The sequence below is a fragment of the Mycobacterium ulcerans subsp. shinshuense genome, from assembly GCF_002355775.1.
GTDB classification, from domain to species: domain Bacteria; phylum Actinomycetota; class Actinomycetes; order Mycobacteriales; family Mycobacteriaceae; genus Mycobacterium; species Mycobacterium marinum.
Window position 1 is genome coordinate 3702255 of sequence record NZ_AP017624.1, and the last position, 18785, is coordinate 3721039.

The following is an 18785-nucleotide window of genomic DNA, read 5'->3' on the forward strand; positions in this document are numbered from 1 at the left end:
GGATTCACCGAAGCACGGAGGCCGCGCGCATGTCAGCGGCCAACACGTCGATTTGCTCAGCGGTGGCGGCGACCTGCGGCAGCCTCGGGTCACCGACCTCGATACCTTGCAGCCGCAAGCCGGTCTTGGACAGCGTCACCCCGCCCAGTCGGGTCATCGCGTTGCACAGCGGACTGACCGCGACGTTGATCTTGCGGGCGGTGGCGACGTCCCCGGAACTGAATGCCGACAACATCTCCCGTAGCTGGCCAGCCGCCAGATGGCCGATCACGCTGATGAAGCCGATGGCGCCCATGGCCAGCCAGGGCAGGTTGAGGGCGTCGTCGCCGGAGTAGTAGGCCAGTCCCGTGTCGGCCATGATCTGGGCACCGCTGGGCAGGTCCGCTTTGGCGTCCTTGACGCCGACGATGTTCGGGTGCTTTGCCAGGGCGCGGATTGTTTCGGACTCGATCGGCACCGCAGACCGCCCGGGGATGTCGTAGAGCAGCACGGGCAGCTCGGTCGCATCGGCCACCGCGGTGAAGTGCGCCAATAGCCCCGATTGTGGCGGCTTGGAGTAATACGGGGTCACCACCAACAGACCATGGGCGCCTTCGGCCGCAGCGGCCTTCGCCAGCCCAATGCTGTGCGCGGTGTCATTGGTGCCGGCCCCCGCAATCACCCGAGCCCGGTCGCCCACCGCTTCCAAGACGACTCTGAGCAGCTCACGCTTCTCGTCGTCGGTGGTGGTGGGCGACTCGCCGGTGGTACCGGAAACCACCAGTCCATCGCACCCCTGGTCCACCAGGTGATTCGCCAGTCGCGCCGCCGCGACAAGATCAGGGGCGCCGTCGGAGCCGAATGGTGTCACCATCGCGGTCAGCAGTGTTCCCAGGCGTGCGGGAACGTCGAATTCGACGGTGCTCACGGTTCCCAAGATTACCTGGCGGCAGCAATCTTTTTTGCACCGGCGCAAGCGTGCGTGTTTGTCCGCCGACACGCCGCGAAGGCTGCCCGGATACGCACCCTCGCGCCAGGGCCGGACTCAGACCTCGGTGGCCAGCGGGCTGGTGGCGACCTCGCTGCCGTCGGCCAGGGTCGTGACCTCGAAGTCGGCGAACACCGCTGGCGCCACCGCGACGAGCTGACGCAGGCACTCGATGGCCAGCCGCCGGATCTCCACATCGGCATGCTCGCTGGCCCGCATGGCTATGAAGTGCCTCCACGCTCGGTAATTACCGCTGACCACGATCCGGGTTTCGGTCGCGTTGGGGAGCACGGCACGAGCGGCCTGGCGAGCCTGTTTGCGCCGCAGGACGGCGTTGGGCTGGTCAGCGAACCTGGCTTCCAGCTTGGTCAGCAGTTCGATGTAGGTGGCACGGCTGGCGTCGGCGGCGGCGATCAGGATTTCGCGCAGCTCGGGATCGTCCTCCAACCCCGGCGGCACGACGACCCGCGAGTCACCTTCGGGCACGTAGCGCTGGGATAGCTGCGAGTAGGAGAAGTGGCGGTGCCGGATCAGCTCGTGGGTGCACGATCGCGAGATGCCGCTGATGTAGAACGACACACTGGCGTGCTCGAGCACGGCAAAGTGCCCGACGTCGATGATGTGGCGCAGGTAACCGGCGTTGGTCGCGGTCTTGGGGTTGGGCTTGGACCAGCTCTGGTAGCAGGCGCGGCCGGCGAACTCGACCAGCGCCTCGCCTCCGTCGGCGTCGGTGGTCCAGGGCACGTCGGAGGGCGCCAAGAACTCGGTCTTGGCGATCAGCTGTACGCGTAGCGGCGCAGTCTCGGCCACGGCGCTCACCTTAAGGCGTGCCGAGCGGCGACGCGAGGAGGAGCTCTCCCCCACTGACGGCGACCTCGCCGGTGACCAATCCCGGTAGCAGCGCGTCGCGCAGCGCGGCCAGCTGCGCGCACTGGCCACGGCGGGCATGACACAACGCGCCCCGATCGGTGATCGTCGCGGACTGGGCGGCTCCAAAGCGCCGGACGTCTGGCACCTGAAGGTCGAGCAGGTCTTTGGGCCCGATGCGCTGGTGACTTCCCGATGTTCCGGCGACCAGCTGTGCCAGCGAGGTTGAGACTTCGGGCTGACGCAGCGCCGACCACAGCACCGAGGTATCCACCCCGAGCGGGCTCAATACGACGAACTCGCAGCTGGCCAGCGCCATCTGGGGCGGCAGGCGCACCACGTTCCAGATTCGCGGTACTCGGGGGTTCAGTTTCGCGAACAGCACACAGGGTTCGAACAAGTGGAACTTGCCGCTTTTGACCGATGCCCCGGCAACCGGCCGGGCGTGCGCCCCCGCATCAAAGGCGGGAAGGCTGAAATGGGCAACAACGTCGCCGAAGTCAGCGGGATTGACCAACTTCGTCGACCGGCGCGCCAGGCCCGACAGCCCGACGCGCGCATCGACCGACCCGACCATCGCGACCATCAGGGCCTCGGCGGCCACGATGACCCGCTCGTTGTTGGCGATCTTGTCGTCCAGGGCGCCCAGCACCTCGGCGATTCGCCGACGCTCAGGTGCTTGGGCAACGTGGACCGAGACCTCGCGAAGAGTCCGCTGATTCAGCAACGGCTGTCCGGATCCCGCCCGGTGTTCATTGAGCCGGCACGTCTGCAGTGCGTAATACCAGTACCGGGTTTCCGCAGGGTCATTGGCACGGCAAACGTAGGCGTTATCGGTGACCCAGACATCGGAGTCGCAGTAGCGCACACTGCCGCAATAGGATCCAACGCGCCCCACCACAATCAGCGGACCGCTGACGTTGTGTTCGGCCGCGAAGCCGATCGGCCCGTTCGCACCGTATACGGGAACCCGGCCCCGGGCGCGTCGCGGCGGAGAGCAACTGCCGCTGCGGAATTCGAGGTGCTCGCCGAGCCTCACCTCCACCGCACCCGCCCCAACTGCGCACGCACCGCCTCGTCCAGTTTTGTCGATTCATCCAGCGCGGCCAGCAACTGGGTGGTCAACCTTGTGAGTTTGTCGCCGATCGGTTCGCCGTCAGCACAGGACGCTCCAGTCCCCACATAGCGCCCCGGCGTGAGCACGTACCCCTCGGCGCGGATCTCATCCAACGATGCCGACCTGCAAAAGCCCGGAATATCCTGGTAAACAGCACCTTTCGCGACGGCTGATGCGGATCCGAACCAGCCGTGATAGGTATCGCCGATGCGGGCTACGTCGTCATCGGTCAGGGTTCGCTCGCAGCGGTCCAACATGCTCCCGAGCCCGCGCGCGTCGATGAACAGCACCTGGCCCGAACGAGCTTTCTTGTCCTTGGCGAAGAACCACAGACACACCGGAATTCCGGTACTGCGAAACAGCTGCGTCGGCAGGGCGACCATGCATGAGACCAGGTCTGCATCAATGATTCCAGCGCGAATCCTGTCCTCTCCATTGGTTTTCGATGACATCGAGCCATTGGCCATCACCACCCCGGCCTGACCTGTCGGCGCGAGCTTGGACAGGATGTGCTGAATCCAGGCGAAGTTCGCATTTGCGGCGGGCGGAGTGCCGAACCGCCAACGCGGGTCCTGTTCGTCGCGGGCCCAATCCTTGATGTTGAAGGGCGGATTGGCCATCACGTAGTCCATCGGCACGCCGTCGTGTTGGTCGGTGGCGGAGGTGTCGCCCCAACGCGCGCCCAGGCCCGCATCATCGATCCCATGGACGGCCAGGTTCAACTTTGCCATCCGCCAGGTCTGCTCGACGCTCTCCTGACCGTAGATCGATATCTGCGCGGGGTCCCCGTCGTGGGCGCAGATGAAGCGCTCGGTTTGCACGAACATCCCGCCCGATCCGCAGCACGGGTCATAGATCCGACCGCTCGAGGGTTCGAGAATCTCCACGATCACTCGAACGACGCTGGGTGGGGTGAAGAATTCGCCGCCGCGTCGTCCCTCCGCGCGCGCGAAGTTGCCGAGGAAGTATTCGTACACCTCACCCATCAGGTCACGCGCGCGATGACTTGGCCGGCCACTGAATCGCGCCGCGCCGAGCACCTCGACCAGTTCGCCGAGCCGCCGCTGATCGACCTTGTGATACAGCTGCGGCAGGGTCGCGGCCAGCGACGGATTGGCCGTCATTACCGACAGCATCGCCGTGTCGATGAGCTGGCCGATGTCCGGTGATTTCGCATTGCCGGCCAACGCTTCCCAGCGCGCTTCGGGGGGCACCACGAATGGCTTGCGCCCGTCTCGGGCATCGGAAACGAACTTGAGAAAGACCAGGCCGAGAATGACGTCTTTGTACTGGTTGGCCGGAATGGACCCGCGCAGCTTCTCGGCGCCTTTCCAGAGCGTGTCTTTGAGCTCTTTCATCGTCGACGGTGCCATCAGCCGGTCCGCCTGACGGCGATCGCCAGCTCCCCGGCCAGATCACCCCGTCCGGACACGCTGACCCCGCTCAATCCCAGCCACGGCGCCATCGACGCTAACTCACCGGCGAGTGCCGCGGCGACCCGCGGCCCCGATGCGTCGGGTTCGGCGAACGCGCCCACCACCAGCAGGGTGTCGGTGGAACGGTCGGCCTTGAGGTCCACCCGTCCCACCAGCTGCCCGTCCAGCAGCAGCGGCCAGACGTAGTAGCCGTATTGGCGTTGGGCGGCCGGGGTGTAGATCTCGATGCGGTAGTGAAAGTCGAACAGGCGCTGCACCCGGGGCCGGAAAAAGATCAGCGGGTCAAACGGACACAACAGTGCGGTGCCGCGATCACGTCGTGGCAGGGATCGGCCCGCCCGCAGATATGCCGGGGCCGACCAACCCTGCACCTGCACCGGCTCGACCTCACCAGCGGCTACCAGATCGGCGAGCGCGGGCTTGACCTGCTGCGCGGACAGCCGGAAGTAGTCGCGGATGTCGGCCTCGGTCCCCACCCCCAGCGCGGAGGCCGCCCGCAATACGAGTGCGCGAACCGCCTCGTCATCGTCGACCTGCCGGGCCAGCACTTCGGGCGGCAACACCCTTTCCACCAGGTCGTAGTGACGAGCGAAGCCCAACCGGGTGGCGGTGGTGAGCACGCCGGACGCGAACAACGCCTCGGCAACCCATTTGGTGTCGCTGCGATTCCACCAGGGCCCCTGGCCCCCGCGCGGCTCCGCTGCCAGGTGAGCTTCGATCTGTCCCGCGCTGGACGGGCCGAGTTCGGCAACAGCGGCAACGACGTCGTCCACCAGGCACGGGTTGGCCTTGACGATCTCGGTGCCCCACCTGCCGTGCCGGTACTGCCGCATCCGCCAGCGCAGCAACGGCCAGTCTTCGACGGCCATCAGCGCGGCCTCGTGCGCCCAGTATTCGGCGAGCAGCCGCGACGAGGGCGGGCCCCACGCGACCCGGTCGAGCACCTCCCGGTCGTAGGGCCCGAGCCGGCTGAACACCGGCGCGTAGTGGGCGCGCACCGCCACCGACACCGAATCCAGCTGCAGCACCTGGATCCGGGAGATCAGCCGCCTCAGGTGTGCCTTGTTGATCCGGCCGGCCGGCTTGGGTTCGGCGAACCCCTGTGCGGCGACCGCCACCCGGCGGGCCTGGGCAACGGTCAAGGTGCTCATAGTCGGCGGTAGCTGTGCATCCGGTATCGCAGTCCCGAGCGGCTGACCAGCCACTCCCCCGAGGTGCCAGCCCAGGTCTGGTCGAGCACGGGGGCCAGGGCGTCCTCGTCCTCGGGCGGTAAGTCGACGTCGACCTCGGTGACTTCACACCTGTTCGCCAGGGGCAGCGCCAGCGCGTAGATCTGGGCACCACCGATCACCCATGTCTCGGCATCCGGCTCGGCCGGACACAACGCCTGCTCGAGGGAACCCACCACCTGCGCTCCGTGCGCCACCAGACCAGTCTGGCGGGTCACTACGACATTTCGCCGGCCTGGCAGTGGCCGGTGGGCGGCGGGCAGGGAGTCCCAGGTCCGGCGGCCCATCACCACGGTGTGCCCCATGGTGAGCCGTTTGAAGTGCGCGAGATCCTCGGGCAGTCGCCACGGGATGCCGCCATCACGGCCGATGACCCCGGAGGTGGACTGAGCCCAGATCAGGCCCACCGACGTCATCTGCGCCTCATACAGCGACGGGAGCTTTGATCGCGGGATGGGGATCATAATCCTGCACGACGACGTCCTCGTAGGTGTAGTCGAAGATCGAATCCCGTTGCGACAAGCTTAGTTTCGGATAGGGCCGAGGCTCGCGACGCAGTTGCTCGGTGACCTGTTCGACGTGGTTGTCATAGATGTGGCAATCGCCGCCGGTCCAGATGAACTCGCCGACCGAAAGACCGGCCTGAGCCGCCATCATGTGGGTGAGCAGGGCGTAGCTGGCGATGTTGAAAGGCACCCCCAGAAACAGGTCGGCACTGCGCTGATACAGCTGGCAGCTCAGGCGGCCGTCGGCGACGTAGAACTGGAAAAAGGCGTGACACGGCGGCAGCGCCATTTGCGGGATCTGGCCGACATTCCAGGCCGACACGATGATGCGCCGCGAATCGGGGTCGGTACGCAGCAGTTCCAATGCGGCACTGATCTGGTCGATGTGCTCACCCGACGGAGTCGGCCAGGATCGCCACTGAACTCCGTAGATTGGGCCGAGATCGCCTGTTTCGCTGGCCCATTCGTCCCAGATGGTCACACCGTGCTGCTGCAACCAGCCCACGTTGGAGTCGCCGCGCAGAAACCACAGCAACTCATAAACGACCGACTTGAAGTGCACCTTCTTGGTGGTCAGCAAGGGGAAACCGCAACCGAGGTCGTACCGGATCTGCTGGCCGAACAGGCTGCGGGTCCCGGTGCCGGTGCGGTCGGATTTGGCGGTGCCCGTTTCGAGCACCCTGCGCAACAGATCCTCGTAAGGCGTCGCGATCGGCACGCGGTCAGCTTAGCGGTGATCGCGAGCCCAACGAAGCCAGGCACGGCGCGACGGCGCCGCCGAAGCTGGGGCGATCTAGCAGGAGTAGAACGGGTGCCATGCCGATAATCAGTGACAGCGTCTCCACTCCCGACGGCACCTGCCCGGTCCGTTTGTTCACTCCTGCCGGCCCGGGTCCCTGGCCAGGCGTGATCATGTTTCCCGACGCCGGCGGGGTGCGCGAGACCTTCGAGCAGATGGCGGCCACATTGGCCGGCCACGGCTACGTCGTGCTGCTGCCCGATGTGTACTACCGCGAGGGCGATTGGACGCCGTTCGCCATGGAAACGGTGTTCGGCGACGCGGACGAGCGCGCTCGACTCATGTTCATGCTCGGAACCCTGACGCCGGACCGGGTCACCCGCGACGCGGGCGCATACTTCGACTACCTGGCCACTCGCCCGCAGGTGAGCGGCGAGCGTTTCGGTGTATGCGGCTACTGCATGGGTGGGCGGATCTCGGTGCTGCTGGCCGGCCGGCAGCCGGACCGGGTGGCCGCCGCGGCGTCCTTTCACGGCGGTGGCCTGGTGACCGACAATCCCGACAGCCCGCATCTGTTGGCCGACCGGATGACCGCCAGGCTGTATGTGGGCGGCGCCACAAACGACCCGTCGTTCACCACCGACCACGCCGAACAATTGGAGAAGGCGCTGACGGCTGCGGGTGTCGAGCACACCATCGAGTGGTACCCGGGCGCGCACGGGTTCGCGGTTCCCGATAACCCGCCCTACGACGAAGCCTGCGCGCAGCGGCACTGGACCGCGATGACCGACCTGTTCGCCGCGACGCTGTCCCGCTAGGCCCCCGGCCGCGCCGCAGGATTCAGCTCACCGGGAGGTTGACCAGCTTGGCCAGTCGACCGCGGTGGCGATACGCGGTGCCGAGCGCCAACTGGTCGCTCTTGGCTCGCTTCAGGTAGAGATGGGCCGGATAATCCCAGGTCATCCCGATGCCTCCATGTAGTTGCACACACTCCTCAGCGGCGTGCACCGCGACATCACCGCAGTAGGCCGCGGCGATCGCCGCCGCAATCGCCGCGTCCTCATCACCGCGAGCACAGGTGTCGGCGCCGTAGCGGGCCGCGGCCCGCGCTGAGCCGACTTCCAGCCACAGGTCCGCCAGCCGGTGTTTGATCGCTTGATAGGAACCGGTGGCACGGCCGAACTGTTTGCGCTGCTTCGTGTAAGCCAGCGTGGTGTCAAAGCACCACTGCGCAATCCCGAGCTGCTCGGAGGCCAGCAGCGCGGCACCTGTCTGCAACGCCTCAGCCAGCGCGGCCTCCGCCGAGCCGAGACCGACCGGTGCGGACGCGGCCCCCGAAAACACTACGTCGGCAAGCGGTCTGGTCATATCGAAGGCTAGCAACGGCACTATCTCGACGCCGGGCGCATTGGCGCGCACCGTATGCAGTTCCACTCCGTCGGCCCCGGCGACCGGCACCACCAGCACGTCGGCCTCCCGGGCACCCGCCACGCCGCAGACTCGCCCGGACAGCCCAGCGCTGCCACGACTCACCCCGGCAACGGGGTCACCCGGCGCCGTGGCCAACGGCACCACCAGGGCCGCGGTGAGCTCACCCTGCGCCAGCTCCGAGAGGGTCTCGGTCTCCCCGGAATGCAGCAACGCGACGGTGGCCAGTACCGCACTGGACAGGAACGGGACCGACGCTACCGCCCGGCCGACTTCCTCCATGACTACCGCCGCCTCGCGCGCGCTGGCGCCGGCCCCACCAAGAGACTCGGGCACCAGCAAACCCGCGACCCCGAGCTCGGCGGCCAGCGTGCGCCACAGCTTGGCGAAGTCCGCCGGAGGCGAGTCGTAGGCGGCCACCACCGATTCGGGCGGACAGCGCTCGGCGAACAACTGCCCAACGCTGGCCCGCAGCGCTTCCTCGGTGTCGGAGTACAGCAAGTCCCCGGTGCTCATCGGTCCAGGTCCTTCCAGGCGAGGGTCTTGTCCACGCGGTGTTCGCCGGGCAATCCCAGGACCCGCTCGGAGATGGTGTTGCGCAGGATTTCTGAGGTGCCTCCCTCGATCGAGTTACCGCGAGCCCGCAGGTAGCGGTAACCGGGCCCGCGTCCGGTGAGATCAACCGCGTCGGGTCTGCGCAGCGTCCAGTCGTCGTACTGCAGACCGGATTCGGGGTGTAATTCCAGTTCGAAGCCCGAGATCTGTTGCGCGAGCCGGGCAAACGCCACCTTCATGCCCGCCCCCTCCGGCCCGGGCTGACCCGAGGCGGCCTGCTGGCGCAGCCGTTCACCGGCCAGCCGCAGCACCTCCGCCTCGACCCACAGCCGCATCATGTCGTCGTGCATCGCCAGGTTGCGCAGCGCCGGTTCGGCGCGCCACGCTTCGGTGACCTTGCCGATCATGCCGCCCTCCCGCGGGACACCGGTTCGGGAGCCGATAGCGACGCGCTCGTTGTTGAGAGTGGTGGTCGCCACCCGCCAGCCACCGCCTTCGGGACCAAGCCGGTTCGCGTCGGGCACCCGGATGTCGGTCAGGAACACCTCGTTGAACTCCGCTTCGCCGGTGATCTGGCGCAGTGGCCGGATGTCGATCCCCGGTTGGGTCATGTTGCACAGTAAATAGGTCAAACCGGCGTGTTTGGGCACGTCGGGGTCGGTTCGCGCGACCAGGATCGCCATTTGCGCATGTTGCGCCATCGACGTCCATACCTTTTGCCCGTTGACAATCCAGTCCTGGGGCCGGTGTGGATCGCGAACGGCGCGGGTTGCCGCGGCGGCCAAGTCGGATCCGGCCCCGGGCTCGCTGAACAACTGGCAGTAGAGATGCTCTCCGGTGAACAACGGGCGCAAGAACTTCTGTTTCTGCTCCGCGGTGCCGAACGCGGCAATGGTCGGTGCCGCCATGCCGATGCCGATGATGTTTCGCCCGCCGCCGGCCGGCGGTGCACCGGCGGCGGCCAGCTGCTTGTCGACCTGCGCCTGGTAGGTGTGCGGCAGGTCGAGCCCGCCGAACCCGACCGGAAAATGCACCCAGGCCAGCCCGGCGTCAAATCGTGCACCGAGAAACTCGCGCGGGTCACTCGTGGCCGGGGGGTGCGCGTCGAACAGAGTCTGGACCCGCGATTGCAGGTCGTCGGCGGCCGTCACGAGGCGCTGCCCGGCCGGGACTGGAAACCCGCCGCGCTGCCGAGCAGCAGACCGCCGTCAATCACCATGGTCTCGCCGGTGATCCAGCTCGCCGCGTCCGACACCAAAAAGCCGACGGCTTCGGCGACATCCACCGGTTCCCCGATCCGTCCGAGCGCGATGTTGGCCGCCAGCGGGTCCTCGTGGTCTTTCCACAGCGCTTCGGCGAGCTTGGTGCGCACCACACCGGGGCAGATCGCATTGACGCGCACCCGCGGTGAAAGTTCCAGCGCGAGCTGCTTGGTCACATGGATCAGGGCGGCCTTGGTGGCGTTGTACATCCCCATGGCCGGCGATTGGTGCATTCCGCCGATCGAGGCGGTATTGATCACGACGCCGCCGTGTTCGCCCATCCAGGCCTTGACCACCAGCGAGGTCCACATCAGCGGGGCCCACAGGTTGACATCGAAAATCTTGGTGAACCGGGCATGGTCCTGCTCGATCAGCGGACCGTAGGCCGGGTTGGTTCCCGCGTTGTTGATCAGGATGTCCACGCTGCCGAAGCGCTCGAGCGCGAGGTCGACGCACCCTCGCGCGGCCTCCTCATCGACCGCGTGAGCGCCGACGCCCACCGCCCGCTCACCCACCTCAGCGGCGGCGGCGTCGGCGGACTCCTGCTTGCGCGCGGTGAGCACCACGTTGGCGCCCGCGCCGGCGAGACGTTGTGCGATGGCCAACCCGATATCCCTTGAGGCTCCGGTGATTATCGCGGTGCGGCCGGTCAGATCCAGTGAGGTCATCGTGGTGTGCCTTCGGTTGTCGGTGAGCCGGACTCAGTCAATAACATCGTTGACGGGCACCTGTTGCACTCAATCCCTGCTGCCATGTTTCGGGCAGGCGCGCGCGTGGTATGCGATAAGGATGTTAGCGAAATCACACCTCATCAAACCACTGGTGGTGGCTGGGGCTGTCGCTACTGCGATCGCCGCAGCACCGGTTGTCACAGCCGATGCCGTCGCGGCGGCCGGCCCGGCAGCGGCCACCACAGCAATCACTTTCCTCGCCACCGAACAGCCCGGCGGCAGCGGCTGCGACAGCAACGGCAACTGCGGATCCGGAGGGGTCAACGGTGGCCCCGGCGGCGGACCGGGCGGCCAAGGCTGCATCCCCGGCGTCGGTTGCGGCTCCGGAGGCCAGTTCTCCGGACCCGGTGGCGTGCCGGGCGGCCAGGGCTGCATCCCCGGCGTCGGTTGCGGCTCCGGCCACGGATAACCAGCCGCGCGAACCGTCAGCGTCCCGGCAGTCTGGTGATCCAGGCCCGGGACTCTGCCGGGTCTATCACGTCATCCAGTTCGAATGTGGTGGCCGACCGTAGCGCTTTGCCGTGTTGGTAGGCGGCCTGAACAAGACGATCGAAGAGTTCTTGGCGCTCGATGTCGTCGGCGGCCGCCGCGAGTTCTTTGCTAAAGCCAAGGCGGACCGCCCCTTCCAAGCCCATGCCGCCGATCTCCCCGGTGGGCCAGGCGATGGTGAATTCGGGGGCATGAAAGGAGCCGCCGGCCATCGCCATGGCACCCAGCCCATATCCCTTGCGCAAGATGATCATTCCGAGCGGCACCGTCAACCGTGCGCCGGCCAGAAACATCCGACCGAACCGGCGGACCGAGGCCTGCGTTTCCGCGTCTGGCCCAACCATGAACCCGGGCGTGTCACACAGTGAGATCACCGGCAACCGAAACGATTCGCAGAGCATGAGGAAGTCGGTCGCCTTGTCCGATGCTTCGGCATCGATGGCACCACCGAGGTGGTGACTGCTATTGGCGATCAAACCGTAGGCAACACCCTCGATCCGAACGAGTGCGGTGACGATGCCCACCCCATAGTCGGCGCGCAACTCCAATACCGAACCGACGTCCACAATGGACTCGATCGCACGGTGAACATCGTAGGCGCGCAACCAATTCTCCGGCACCACCTGGCGGGCCAACCGCGGATCCGGCGCCTGCCAACCCTCGACCTTGCCCTGGAAGTAGCCGAGATACCGTTTGGCAAGCGACACCGCATGGGCTTCGTCGCGGGCGACCAGACTTACCACGCCGTTTCGTCGTTGAACATCGATCGGGCCGATCGCCTCCGGGGGGTACACCCCGAGCCCACCGCCCTCGATCATTGCGGGACCACCCATCCCGATGTTGGCGTCCGGGGTCGCAATGATCACGTCGCATACTCCGGCGAGTGCGGCAGTGCCGGCGAAGCAGCGGCCGGAAACGATCGACACCAACGGCACCCGCCCGCTGAGTCCGGCCAGCATCCGGAAGGTCGGCACATCGAGTCCGGAAATGTTGCCGAGGTCGGTGTCCCCCGGCCGGCCACCACCGCCCTCGGCAAACAGCACGACCGGAATCCGTTTTCGAGCGGCCAGTCCGAAGACACGATCGGTCTTGGCGTGGTTGCGCATGCCTTGGGTTCCGGCCAGCACGGTGTAGTCATAGGACACCACCACCGCCTCGGCGGCGTTGCTTCCGAAGCGATCCGCGCCGATGGTTGCCAGCCCGGCCACCAGGCCGTCGGCCGGAGTGCTCACGATCAGGTCTTGCTCGGAGCGCCGGCTGCGTTGCGCCGCGATCGCCAGTGCACCGTATTCGACGAAGCTTCCGGCATCCACCAGGTCGGCGATGTTCTCCCGCGCCGTGCGTCGGCCTTGCTTGTGCCGCTTGCCGACGGCGAGTTCCCTGCCCTCGTCCAGAGTCAGCCGGTGGCGCGCCCGGACCTCCTCGAGATCGGCCCGCGAGCGATCCAGATCGACGGCCGCCAACGATGATTCGACGTCTTCTCCAGCATCGGTGCGGCAGAAGACTACTAGCGGGTCGCCCGTCGCAACGACCTGACCGGGCGTCACCAGTATCCGGACCGTGTGAAGCCGATGCGGTGCCGCCAGCACATGCTGCATTTTCATCGCTTCCAGAACCACCAGTTGGTCACCGGCGCCGATATCGACGCCCTCGGGCGCAACCTCGACGACGGTGCCCGCCATTTGGGCGCGCAGCGCCTGTTCACCGGGGTACAACTCGAGGGCCACCACACGGACCTCGCGCTGCTGCGACTGCGCCGCCTCTAACAGCGCCGGGAGTATCTCGTCGAGGAAGGTCGTCGGCACCACTCCGGACACAAGACGCTCATCCGAGAGCACTTCCCGCAACAGACCGGCGTTGGTCGCGATGCCCTCGATGCTGAAATCGGACAACACGGTCCGGGCCTTGCGCAACGCTGCCGGAAACGAAGAACCGTGTACGTGGGTGATCACCTTGGCCAGCAGCGAGTCGTAGAGCGGGCTGGGGACCAGGCCTGGCCGGCCATAGGTATCGACCCGCACGCCCGGACCGCTTGGCGGCGAGAACACGTTCAGGGTGCCGGTAGCGGGCGAGACCGAGCCGTCAGCGGCGAGGGTCTCCATGTTGATCCGGGTCTGGATGGCGATCCCGCGGCGCACGGCGGGCTCGCCGATGACTTCACTGCCGTCAGAGGCGATACCGGCGGGTAGTCCGAGTTGATGACCCAGTTCATAGTAGGAGGCGCCGCCGGCGATCGCCAACTGTGCGGCCACCAGGTCCACCCCGGTGACCTCTTCGGTGATGGTGTGTTCCACCTGAATTCGCGGATTGATCTCGAGAAAGACGAACTTGTCCCCCGCAACCAAGAATTCGACCGTGGCCACCCCGCGCAGGCCTACCCTGGCACACAACCGCGCGGCGGCCTGATGCAGCTGACGCCGCAGCAGGTCCGAAAGTTGCTGGGCTGGCGCTATTTCAACCAGCTTCTGGTAGCGCCGCTGGATACTGCAGTCCCGGTCACCAAGAGCCAGGGCACGTGTTTGGTGCCCGACGGGGGCGGCGACCACCTGGACCTCGATGTGGCGCGCGTTGTGCAGCAACGCCTCAGCGAACAGCGCGGGATTGCCGAATCCGAGTTGCGCTTCGGCCGCGCACTGCCGGTATGCGTTGTCGATCTGGTCACCGCACTCGACCTTGCGCATTCCGCGGCCGCCACCGCCGGCCAGCGCCTTGATCATGATGCCGCCATCCTGGTCAGCGAAGAAGGCACGGACGTCCTCGACGCTGCTCGGCCCTTCGGTCGCGGCCAACACCGGCACTCCGGCGGCAGTCGCGACGCCACGGGCAGAGGCCTTGTTGCCCACCAGGTCCAGTACGTCGGCGTCCGGCCCGACAAACGTGTAGCCCGCGGCCGTGCAAGCCCACACAAATTCGGAGTTCTCGTTGAGAAATCCGTAGCCAGGATGGATCAGGCGGGCCCCGGACTTCGCGGCCGCCGCGAGGATCGCCGCTCGGTCCAGGTAGGCGGATGCGCCCTTGCCAGGCAAACCGATCGCCTCATCGGCAGCGTGCACGTGTGGGGTTCCGGCGTCGTCTTCGGCATACACCGCCACCGTCGCGATTCCCAATTCATTTGCCGTGCGGATGATTCGCAGCGCAATCTCACCGCGGTTCGCGATTAGCAGAGTCATGAGTCCCGTCGGTTTTTCAGGCCAGTGGGGATCACACGACAACTTGCTTGGGCATGACGGTGGGTTTGAATCCATAGCGTGGCCCGGCAAAGCCCCCGCCCTTGCCTGCTACTGCCATTCCCGGTCCACCCGGCATCGCCGCTATTGGCCCGGATTCCTCGGGTACAGCCCAGCCGCTGCCGTCCAGCGCCGTGGTGCCAGAGGTCAGCGCGGGCGCGGCGCTGGACCAACCGACCGGAACCGACAACTTGCCCACCCCGGCGGCCTGCCCCAGACCCGCCTCAACGCCGGCCCCGCCGAAGCTCAACGGCGCCACCGCATGCCTTAGGCCCGCCGCGGGCGCGAGGACTGGGGCAAGATCGGCAGCCACGGGCGCGCCCGCGGTCTCGATGGCGTTGAGGGTGTGGCCGAGGAAGACCGAATTGGGGATGGCCGCCATGACGAACCATGCCGCGGTGTTGACCGCACCGTTGATGGCGTTCTGCAGGAAGGGTGTCCCCAGCACGCTGCTGATGTCCTGAACCAGGGTGCTCAGCCCGGTCGCATCGACCAGTGATGCCGCCGGGGATGCCAGACCCATGACCGCCCCTGGCACGTTGGTGATCAGATTGCCCAGGCCCACCTGCTCGACAGTGGTGGCCGCGGCGGCCTGGCTCACGGCGGCCGCCTGGCTTGCCAGCCCGGCCGGGTTGGCGATCTGCGCGGGCGTGGTCAAAGGATTCAGCGTGCCGGCGGCCGCCGACGAATTGGCTGTCTCTGCGGCCGCATAGGTGCCAGCGCTGACCCCGAGCGTTCTGACGAACATGTCGTAGAGGGTCGCCGCCTCGGCGCTAACCTGCTGATACAGGGTTCCGTAGGCGGTGAACAGTGACGCCTGCAGCGCCGACACCTCGTCTGCTGCCGCGGGAATGACTCCGGTCGTGGTCGGAGCCACGGCGGCCACGTTCTCCGCATCCATCGTCGCACCGATGGTCTCCAGCTTGCCCGCCGCTGCGGCCAGCTCTTCGGGCTGTGTAGTCAGAAAAGACATCTATTGCTCCTTCCTTGTGAAACATTCCGGCTCATTGCCGCGATCCGAATTTCCTGTACATTTGCTGAACACTTTCTGATTATTTTCTGATTGGCTCCTGTGCACTGAGATAAGGCTAGTGATATGCACCCCCGCACTTCCGGCCCAAAGGCGCAGGCGAGGAATCCATTTACGGTTTCTTAACGCCGACGCCGACAGCGCTAACACTGTCCATTCGAGCGTGTCACCTTGGCACGGCCGACCGCACCGAATTGAGCCTTGTGGCGAAAAAATTTCTGCGGGCCGTGCGCGCGCGTCAGTCACCGCAAGGCCGCGCCCCACTGGATCTGCTCGCGAAGCCTGGCCTTGAGCAGCTTGCCTCCGGCGTTGCGCGGCAACGGATTGGTCACCACGGTCACGTATTGCGGGACTTTGAAGTCCGCGAGCTGGGCCCGACAGTGTTGCAGCACCGCGGCCACATCGATCGGGTCGGCGCCCCCGAACAGCACCGCTCCGACCTTCTCCCCCATCACCTCGTCGGGCACGGCCAACACACACTCGTCGGCGATGCTGGGCGCGGACAACAACACGGATTCGACCTCGACACTCGAGACGTTCTCCCCACCCCGGTTGATGATGTCTTTGAGTCGATCGATGACGTGCACCCGGCCCGCATCGTCGACGCGGACCACGTCGCCGGTATGCAACCAGCCGTCCACGATCGTCGCCGACGTGGCCTCCGGCCGATTCCAGTAGCCCGCCGTCACATTGGCGCCACGCACCACCAGCTCGCCTACCAGCTCACCTGGACCGGTCCCGCCGTCGCGCAACGGAATTACCCCCAGGTCCACCGAAGGAACCGCATATCCGACCGAATCGGCGTGCTCGACGGCCTCCGGGTCGGGCAGCACGGTCATCAGCGAGGCGGACTCCGTCATGCCGTATCCATTCAATACCGTGGCCCGCGGAAACGCTTCCTTCACCCGCCGCACCAGCGACGGCGCTATCGGCGCACCCCCGTAGCAGACCTGGCGGACTCCCGAAACATCGGCAGCGCCAAAATCCTTGTGCCGCAGCAGTAAAGAATACACCGCCGGAACGGTCACCAGGAGCGAGATCCGCTCTGCGAGAAGCGTTACGAGCGCCTGGTCAAGGTCGAGTGCAGGCAGGATCACCGCGACGCCGCCAAGCCGGGCGGCCGTCAACAGCTGTGAGTTACAGCCTGTCACATGAAACTACGGCACCGTGATCAGGGTGCGCAGTTGCTCACCGAGATCCGTTGCCAATCCGAGACATCTGAGCCCGTTCTCGGTGTTGGTCAGGAACGCCTCGTGGGTCGTTGGCACGCCCTTGGGGTGTCCGGTGGTGCCCCAGGGCTCCGGCGTTGTTGATTAGCAGGCTTGTGAGCTGGGGAATTGTGGATTGAGGAGGTCTAGGCGGCGGTTGGCGGTCAAAGCGGTGATCCGGCAGGCTTCGGCGATGTTGTCGACGCCGTTGAGGCGGTGCAGATTGATCGCGGTGTTGCGTAGCGTTGCTAGGACCTGTGCGCCGTTTCCGGTATGTGCCCTTTGACGGTCTTCGTCGAAGGTGACGTCGCGTATCCAGTGCAGGCTGTTCTCGATTCCCCAGTGTTGACGCATCCAGGTCATGATCGCGGTAGGGCGGGCGTGCTCGAACGGCAGGCTGCAGATGGCATAGACCACCTCCACGCTGCGCTGGTCGGTGGCGGTGATCAAGCGTTCACGAGTGATCCGGATGATTTGTTTTGCGTAGGGGAAGCCGATTCCTCGTGCAGCGGTGATGATTTGCAGGGTGCGGGTCTCGACACGGCCGTGGCCGCGGGAGTCGTCGGTAGCGGCTGCGGGCACCTCGGCCCAGGGCAGCGCGGTGATACGCGCAAGTATTTTGGCTTGGTTGGACTTGACGATCATCAGGTAGTGCGACTTCAAGGTGGCGCAGATCAACTTCGCGGTGACGACCTGGGTATGCATCGCATCCACGGTGACCAGCCACCGCAAGCTACCCGGCAGCAGCGTGAGCAAGGCACGTACGCAGGGAATTTCATTGCTTTTCTCGGCGACAGCGAGTTGACCGAGCACCAATCGGGCACGGTGGGCGAACACCGACACGAGATGCGTGGCTGTCGCTTTGGCGCGTAAAGCACCACGCAGCATCTTGCCGTCCAACGCGATCGGCACCAATCCACTGGGGTCGCTGCTGGCCACGTGTGCAGTGAAATAACTGCCCATCCTGGCGTTGAGGTCGGCGGGGTCTAGCCGAGACAAAACAGCGCGGAAGGTCTTCTCACTGGGCCGCCGGAACCGGACCCCTAATTGGGCCAACACATCATCGGGAGCGGTGGCCGCCCATGTGGCAAAACCAGCATAGCCGCGCATCCCCGCGGCAGTGGCCAGAACCGCGATCGCCAACAAAGCCATCAGCGAATACCTCCGACCGCGTGGGCCCCTCGGGTCTGGCACCGAGGCCAACACATCGAGAAACTCCGATCCGATGAGCTCGCTGCGCTCACCAGGACTCCAGCGGTCGAACACCTCTGGAACCGACGACACAGGCAATACTGAAACGGTAGGCACGGGCAACTCCAGACCAACGACGAACAGTAACCAACTCGATCGTTCTCCAGATAGCCCGTGCCTACACTCCGGCCCCAATAGCGCGGCACCAAAGATCATCAACCCAGCTCACAAGCCTGCTAATCAACAACGCCGGAGCCCTGGGTGGTGCCCGACGTGTAGAACAGCGCTGCGACATCACGCCGGCCGAGTTACTCGGTCACATACGGATCGCCATCGGGCAGCGCGTCCTGTGGTGCCAGGTCGATCCGTGCCCCGCAGTCGTTTAGCACGAATTCGACCTCGGGGCGGGCCGAGCGTGTGTTGACCGCAACCGCGATCCCCCCGGCCATCAGTACCCCCCAAAATGCCAGCACCCAATTGATGCCCGCCGGGTATCGCACGGCCACCCGGTCACCTGGTTTCAGGCCGTCGGCCCGCAGCCCTCCGGCCACTCGCGATGCGCGGCACCACAACTGGCGGTAGGTCAACCGGTCGCCACCGACTTCGATCACCGCCATGGCGTCGGGACGGCTGTCGAACTGCTCGGCGAGCATTTCCAGCAGGGTGGCCGGCAGTTCGTCGTAGCGCGCGACGCCGTTGCGATCGACGCAAACCCCTACTCGCGGGAACGGGTTGTGGTCGCGGGAGATTTCGATGACCGAACTCATGTCCCAATCCTTTTTGCTACTACATCAGCGCTCACC

Annotated in this window: 15 protein-coding genes and 3 pseudogenes; 2 read left to right on the forward strand and 16 right to left on the reverse strand. The window is 66.0% G+C overall.

Features of this window, described 5'->3' with window-relative positions; translation table 11 throughout:
- Nucleotides 1-4 precede the first annotated feature (4 nt).
- The 7 genes from dapA to SHTP_RS16665 form a co-directional block, all read right to left on the reverse strand.
- On the reverse strand, nucleotides 5-907 hold the full coding sequence (gene dapA / locus SHTP_RS16635) for a 4-hydroxy-tetrahydrodipicolinate synthase (RefSeq protein ID WP_096371184.1): 903 nt from the start codon (nucleotides 905-907) through the stop codon (nucleotides 5-7).
- 117 nt (nucleotides 908-1024) lie between these two features.
- Complete coding sequence (thyX, locus tag SHTP_RS16640; RefSeq protein WP_096372524.1) at nucleotides 1025-1777, reverse strand: FAD-dependent thymidylate synthase; 753 nt, start codon at nucleotides 1775-1777, stop codon at nucleotides 1025-1027.
- Between the two features lie 10 nt (nucleotides 1778-1787).
- Entirely contained in the window at nucleotides 1788-2879 is a 1092-nt protein-coding gene (locus SHTP_RS16645; RefSeq protein ID WP_096371185.1) for a restriction endonuclease subunit S, read from the reverse strand.
- Complete coding sequence (locus SHTP_RS16650) at nucleotides 2870-4324, reverse strand: class I SAM-dependent DNA methyltransferase (RefSeq protein WP_096371186.1); 1455 nt, start codon at nucleotides 4322-4324, stop codon at nucleotides 2870-2872. Before SHTP_RS16650 ends, SHTP_RS16645 begins: the two co-directional genes overlap by 10 nt.
- Nucleotides 4324-5538, reverse strand: a complete 1215-nt coding sequence (locus SHTP_RS16655; RefSeq protein WP_096371187.1) for a winged helix-turn-helix domain-containing protein — start codon at nucleotides 5536-5538, stop codon at nucleotides 4324-4326. Before SHTP_RS16655 ends, SHTP_RS16650 begins: the two co-directional genes overlap by 1 nt.
- The gene (locus SHTP_RS16660) at nucleotides 5535-6032 is read right to left on the reverse strand and encodes a dihydrofolate reductase (RefSeq protein ID WP_011740204.1); all 498 of its coding nucleotides are present in this window, start codon (nucleotides 6030-6032) and stop codon (nucleotides 5535-5537) included. The genes SHTP_RS16655 and SHTP_RS16660 overlap by 4 nt, the downstream gene beginning before the upstream one ends.
- 7 nt (nucleotides 6033-6039) lie before the next feature.
- Complete coding sequence (locus SHTP_RS16665) at nucleotides 6040-6840, reverse strand: thymidylate synthase (protein WP_011740203.1); 801 nt, start codon at nucleotides 6838-6840, stop codon at nucleotides 6040-6042.
- A 98-nt stretch (nucleotides 6841-6938) separates the two neighbouring features.
- Between SHTP_RS16665 and SHTP_RS16670 the strand changes: the two genes are divergently transcribed.
- Nucleotides 6939-7679 carry an alpha/beta fold hydrolase gene (locus SHTP_RS16670; RefSeq protein ID WP_020788014.1) on the forward strand — a complete coding sequence of 247 codons (741 nt, stop codon included), beginning with the start codon at nucleotides 6939-6941 and terminating at the stop codon, nucleotides 7677-7679.
- Between the two features lie 22 nt (nucleotides 7680-7701).
- Here SHTP_RS16670 and SHTP_RS16675 read toward each other — a convergent pair whose 3' ends face one another.
- The 3 genes from SHTP_RS16675 to SHTP_RS16685 are packed head-to-tail and all read right to left on the reverse strand — an operon-like array spanning nucleotide 7702 to nucleotide 10774.
- Entirely contained in the window at nucleotides 7702-8805 is a 1104-nt protein-coding gene (locus tag SHTP_RS16675; RefSeq protein ID WP_096371188.1) for an acyl-CoA dehydrogenase family protein, read from the reverse strand.
- Entirely contained in the window at nucleotides 8802-9995 is a 1194-nt protein-coding gene (locus tag SHTP_RS16680; protein WP_096371189.1) for an acyl-CoA dehydrogenase family protein, read from the reverse strand. The genes SHTP_RS16675 and SHTP_RS16680 overlap by 4 nt, the downstream gene beginning before the upstream one ends.
- Nucleotides 9992-10774, reverse strand: coding sequence for an SDR family oxidoreductase (locus SHTP_RS16685; RefSeq protein ID WP_096371190.1), 783 nt, complete (start codon nucleotides 10772-10774; stop codon nucleotides 9992-9994). Before SHTP_RS16685 ends, SHTP_RS16680 begins: the two co-directional genes overlap by 4 nt.
- 142 nt (nucleotides 10775-10916) lie before the next feature.
- On the opposite strand from SHTP_RS16685, the gene SHTP_RS16690 reads away from it, so the two are divergent.
- Entirely contained in the window at nucleotides 10917-11246 is a 330-nt protein-coding gene (locus SHTP_RS16690) for a PE-PGRS family protein (RefSeq protein WP_172900676.1), read from the forward strand.
- Between the two features lie 16 nt (nucleotides 11247-11262).
- On the opposite strand, the gene SHTP_RS16695 is transcribed toward SHTP_RS16690, so the two are convergent.
- From SHTP_RS16695 to SHTP_RS16715, 6 genes and pseudogenes are all read right to left on the reverse strand, one after another.
- Nucleotides 11263-14496, reverse strand: a complete 3234-nt coding sequence (locus SHTP_RS16695) for an acetyl-CoA carboxylase family protein (protein WP_096371191.1) — start codon at nucleotides 14494-14496, stop codon at nucleotides 11263-11265.
- A 31-nt stretch (nucleotides 14497-14527) separates the two neighbouring features.
- Nucleotides 14528-15076 carry a PE/PPE C-terminal domain-containing protein gene (locus SHTP_RS30440; protein WP_420866696.1) on the reverse strand — a complete coding sequence of 183 codons (549 nt, stop codon included), beginning with the start codon at nucleotides 15074-15076 and terminating at the stop codon, nucleotides 14528-14530.
- A gap of 141 nt (nucleotides 15077-15217) precedes the next feature.
- Nucleotides 15218-15526, reverse strand: a pseudogene (locus SHTP_RS30445) (PE family protein); the annotation flags it as partial.
- Nucleotides 15527-15825: 299 nt separating this feature from the next.
- Nucleotides 15826-16875, reverse strand: a pseudogene (locus SHTP_RS16705) (class I adenylate-forming enzyme family protein); the annotation flags it as partial.
- A gap of 21 nt (nucleotides 16876-16896) precedes the next feature.
- On the reverse strand, nucleotides 16897-18099 hold the full coding sequence (locus SHTP_RS16710) for an ISAs1-like element IS2404/ISMul1 family transposase (RefSeq protein WP_420873016.1): 1203 nt from the start codon (nucleotides 18097-18099) through the stop codon (nucleotides 16897-16899).
- A gap of 194 nt (nucleotides 18100-18293) precedes the next feature.
- Nucleotides 18294-18749, reverse strand: a pseudogene (locus SHTP_RS16715) (AMP-binding protein); the annotation flags it as partial.
- Between the last annotated feature and the right edge of the window lie 36 nt (nucleotides 18750-18785).

What these genes read in the sequence shown, in the direction of transcription:
- SHTP_RS30440 (WP_420866696.1), bottom strand. Translation starts at nt 15,076, where the DNA reads ATGGGTCTGGCATCCCCGGCGGCATCACTGGTCGATGCGACCGGGCTG.
- SHTP_RS16685 (WP_096371190.1), bottom strand. Translation starts at nt 10,774, where the DNA reads ATGACCTCACTGGATCTGACCGGCCGCACCGCGATAATCACCGGAGCC.
- SHTP_RS16650 (WP_096371186.1), bottom strand. Translation starts at nt 4,324, where the DNA reads ATGGCACCGTCGACGATGAAAGAGCTCAAAGACACGCTCTGGAAAGGC.
- SHTP_RS16695 (WP_096371191.1), bottom strand. Translation starts at nt 14,496, where the DNA reads ATGACTCTGCTAATCGCGAACCGCGGTGAGATTGCGCTGCGAATCATC.
- SHTP_RS16655 (WP_096371187.1), bottom strand. Translation starts at nt 5,538, where the DNA reads ATGAGCACCTTGACCGTTGCCCAGGCCCGCCGGGTGGCGGTCGCCGCA.
- SHTP_RS16675 (WP_096371188.1), bottom strand. Translation starts at nt 8,805, where the DNA reads ATGAGCACCGGGGACTTGCTGTACTCCGACACCGAGGAAGCGCTGCGG.
- SHTP_RS16660 (WP_011740204.1), bottom strand. Translation starts at nt 6,032, where the DNA reads ATGACGTCGGTGGGCCTGATCTGGGCTCAGTCCACCTCCGGGGTCATC.
- SHTP_RS16670 (WP_020788014.1), top strand. Translation starts at nt 6,939, where the DNA reads ATGCCGATAATCAGTGACAGCGTCTCCACTCCCGACGGCACCTGCCCG.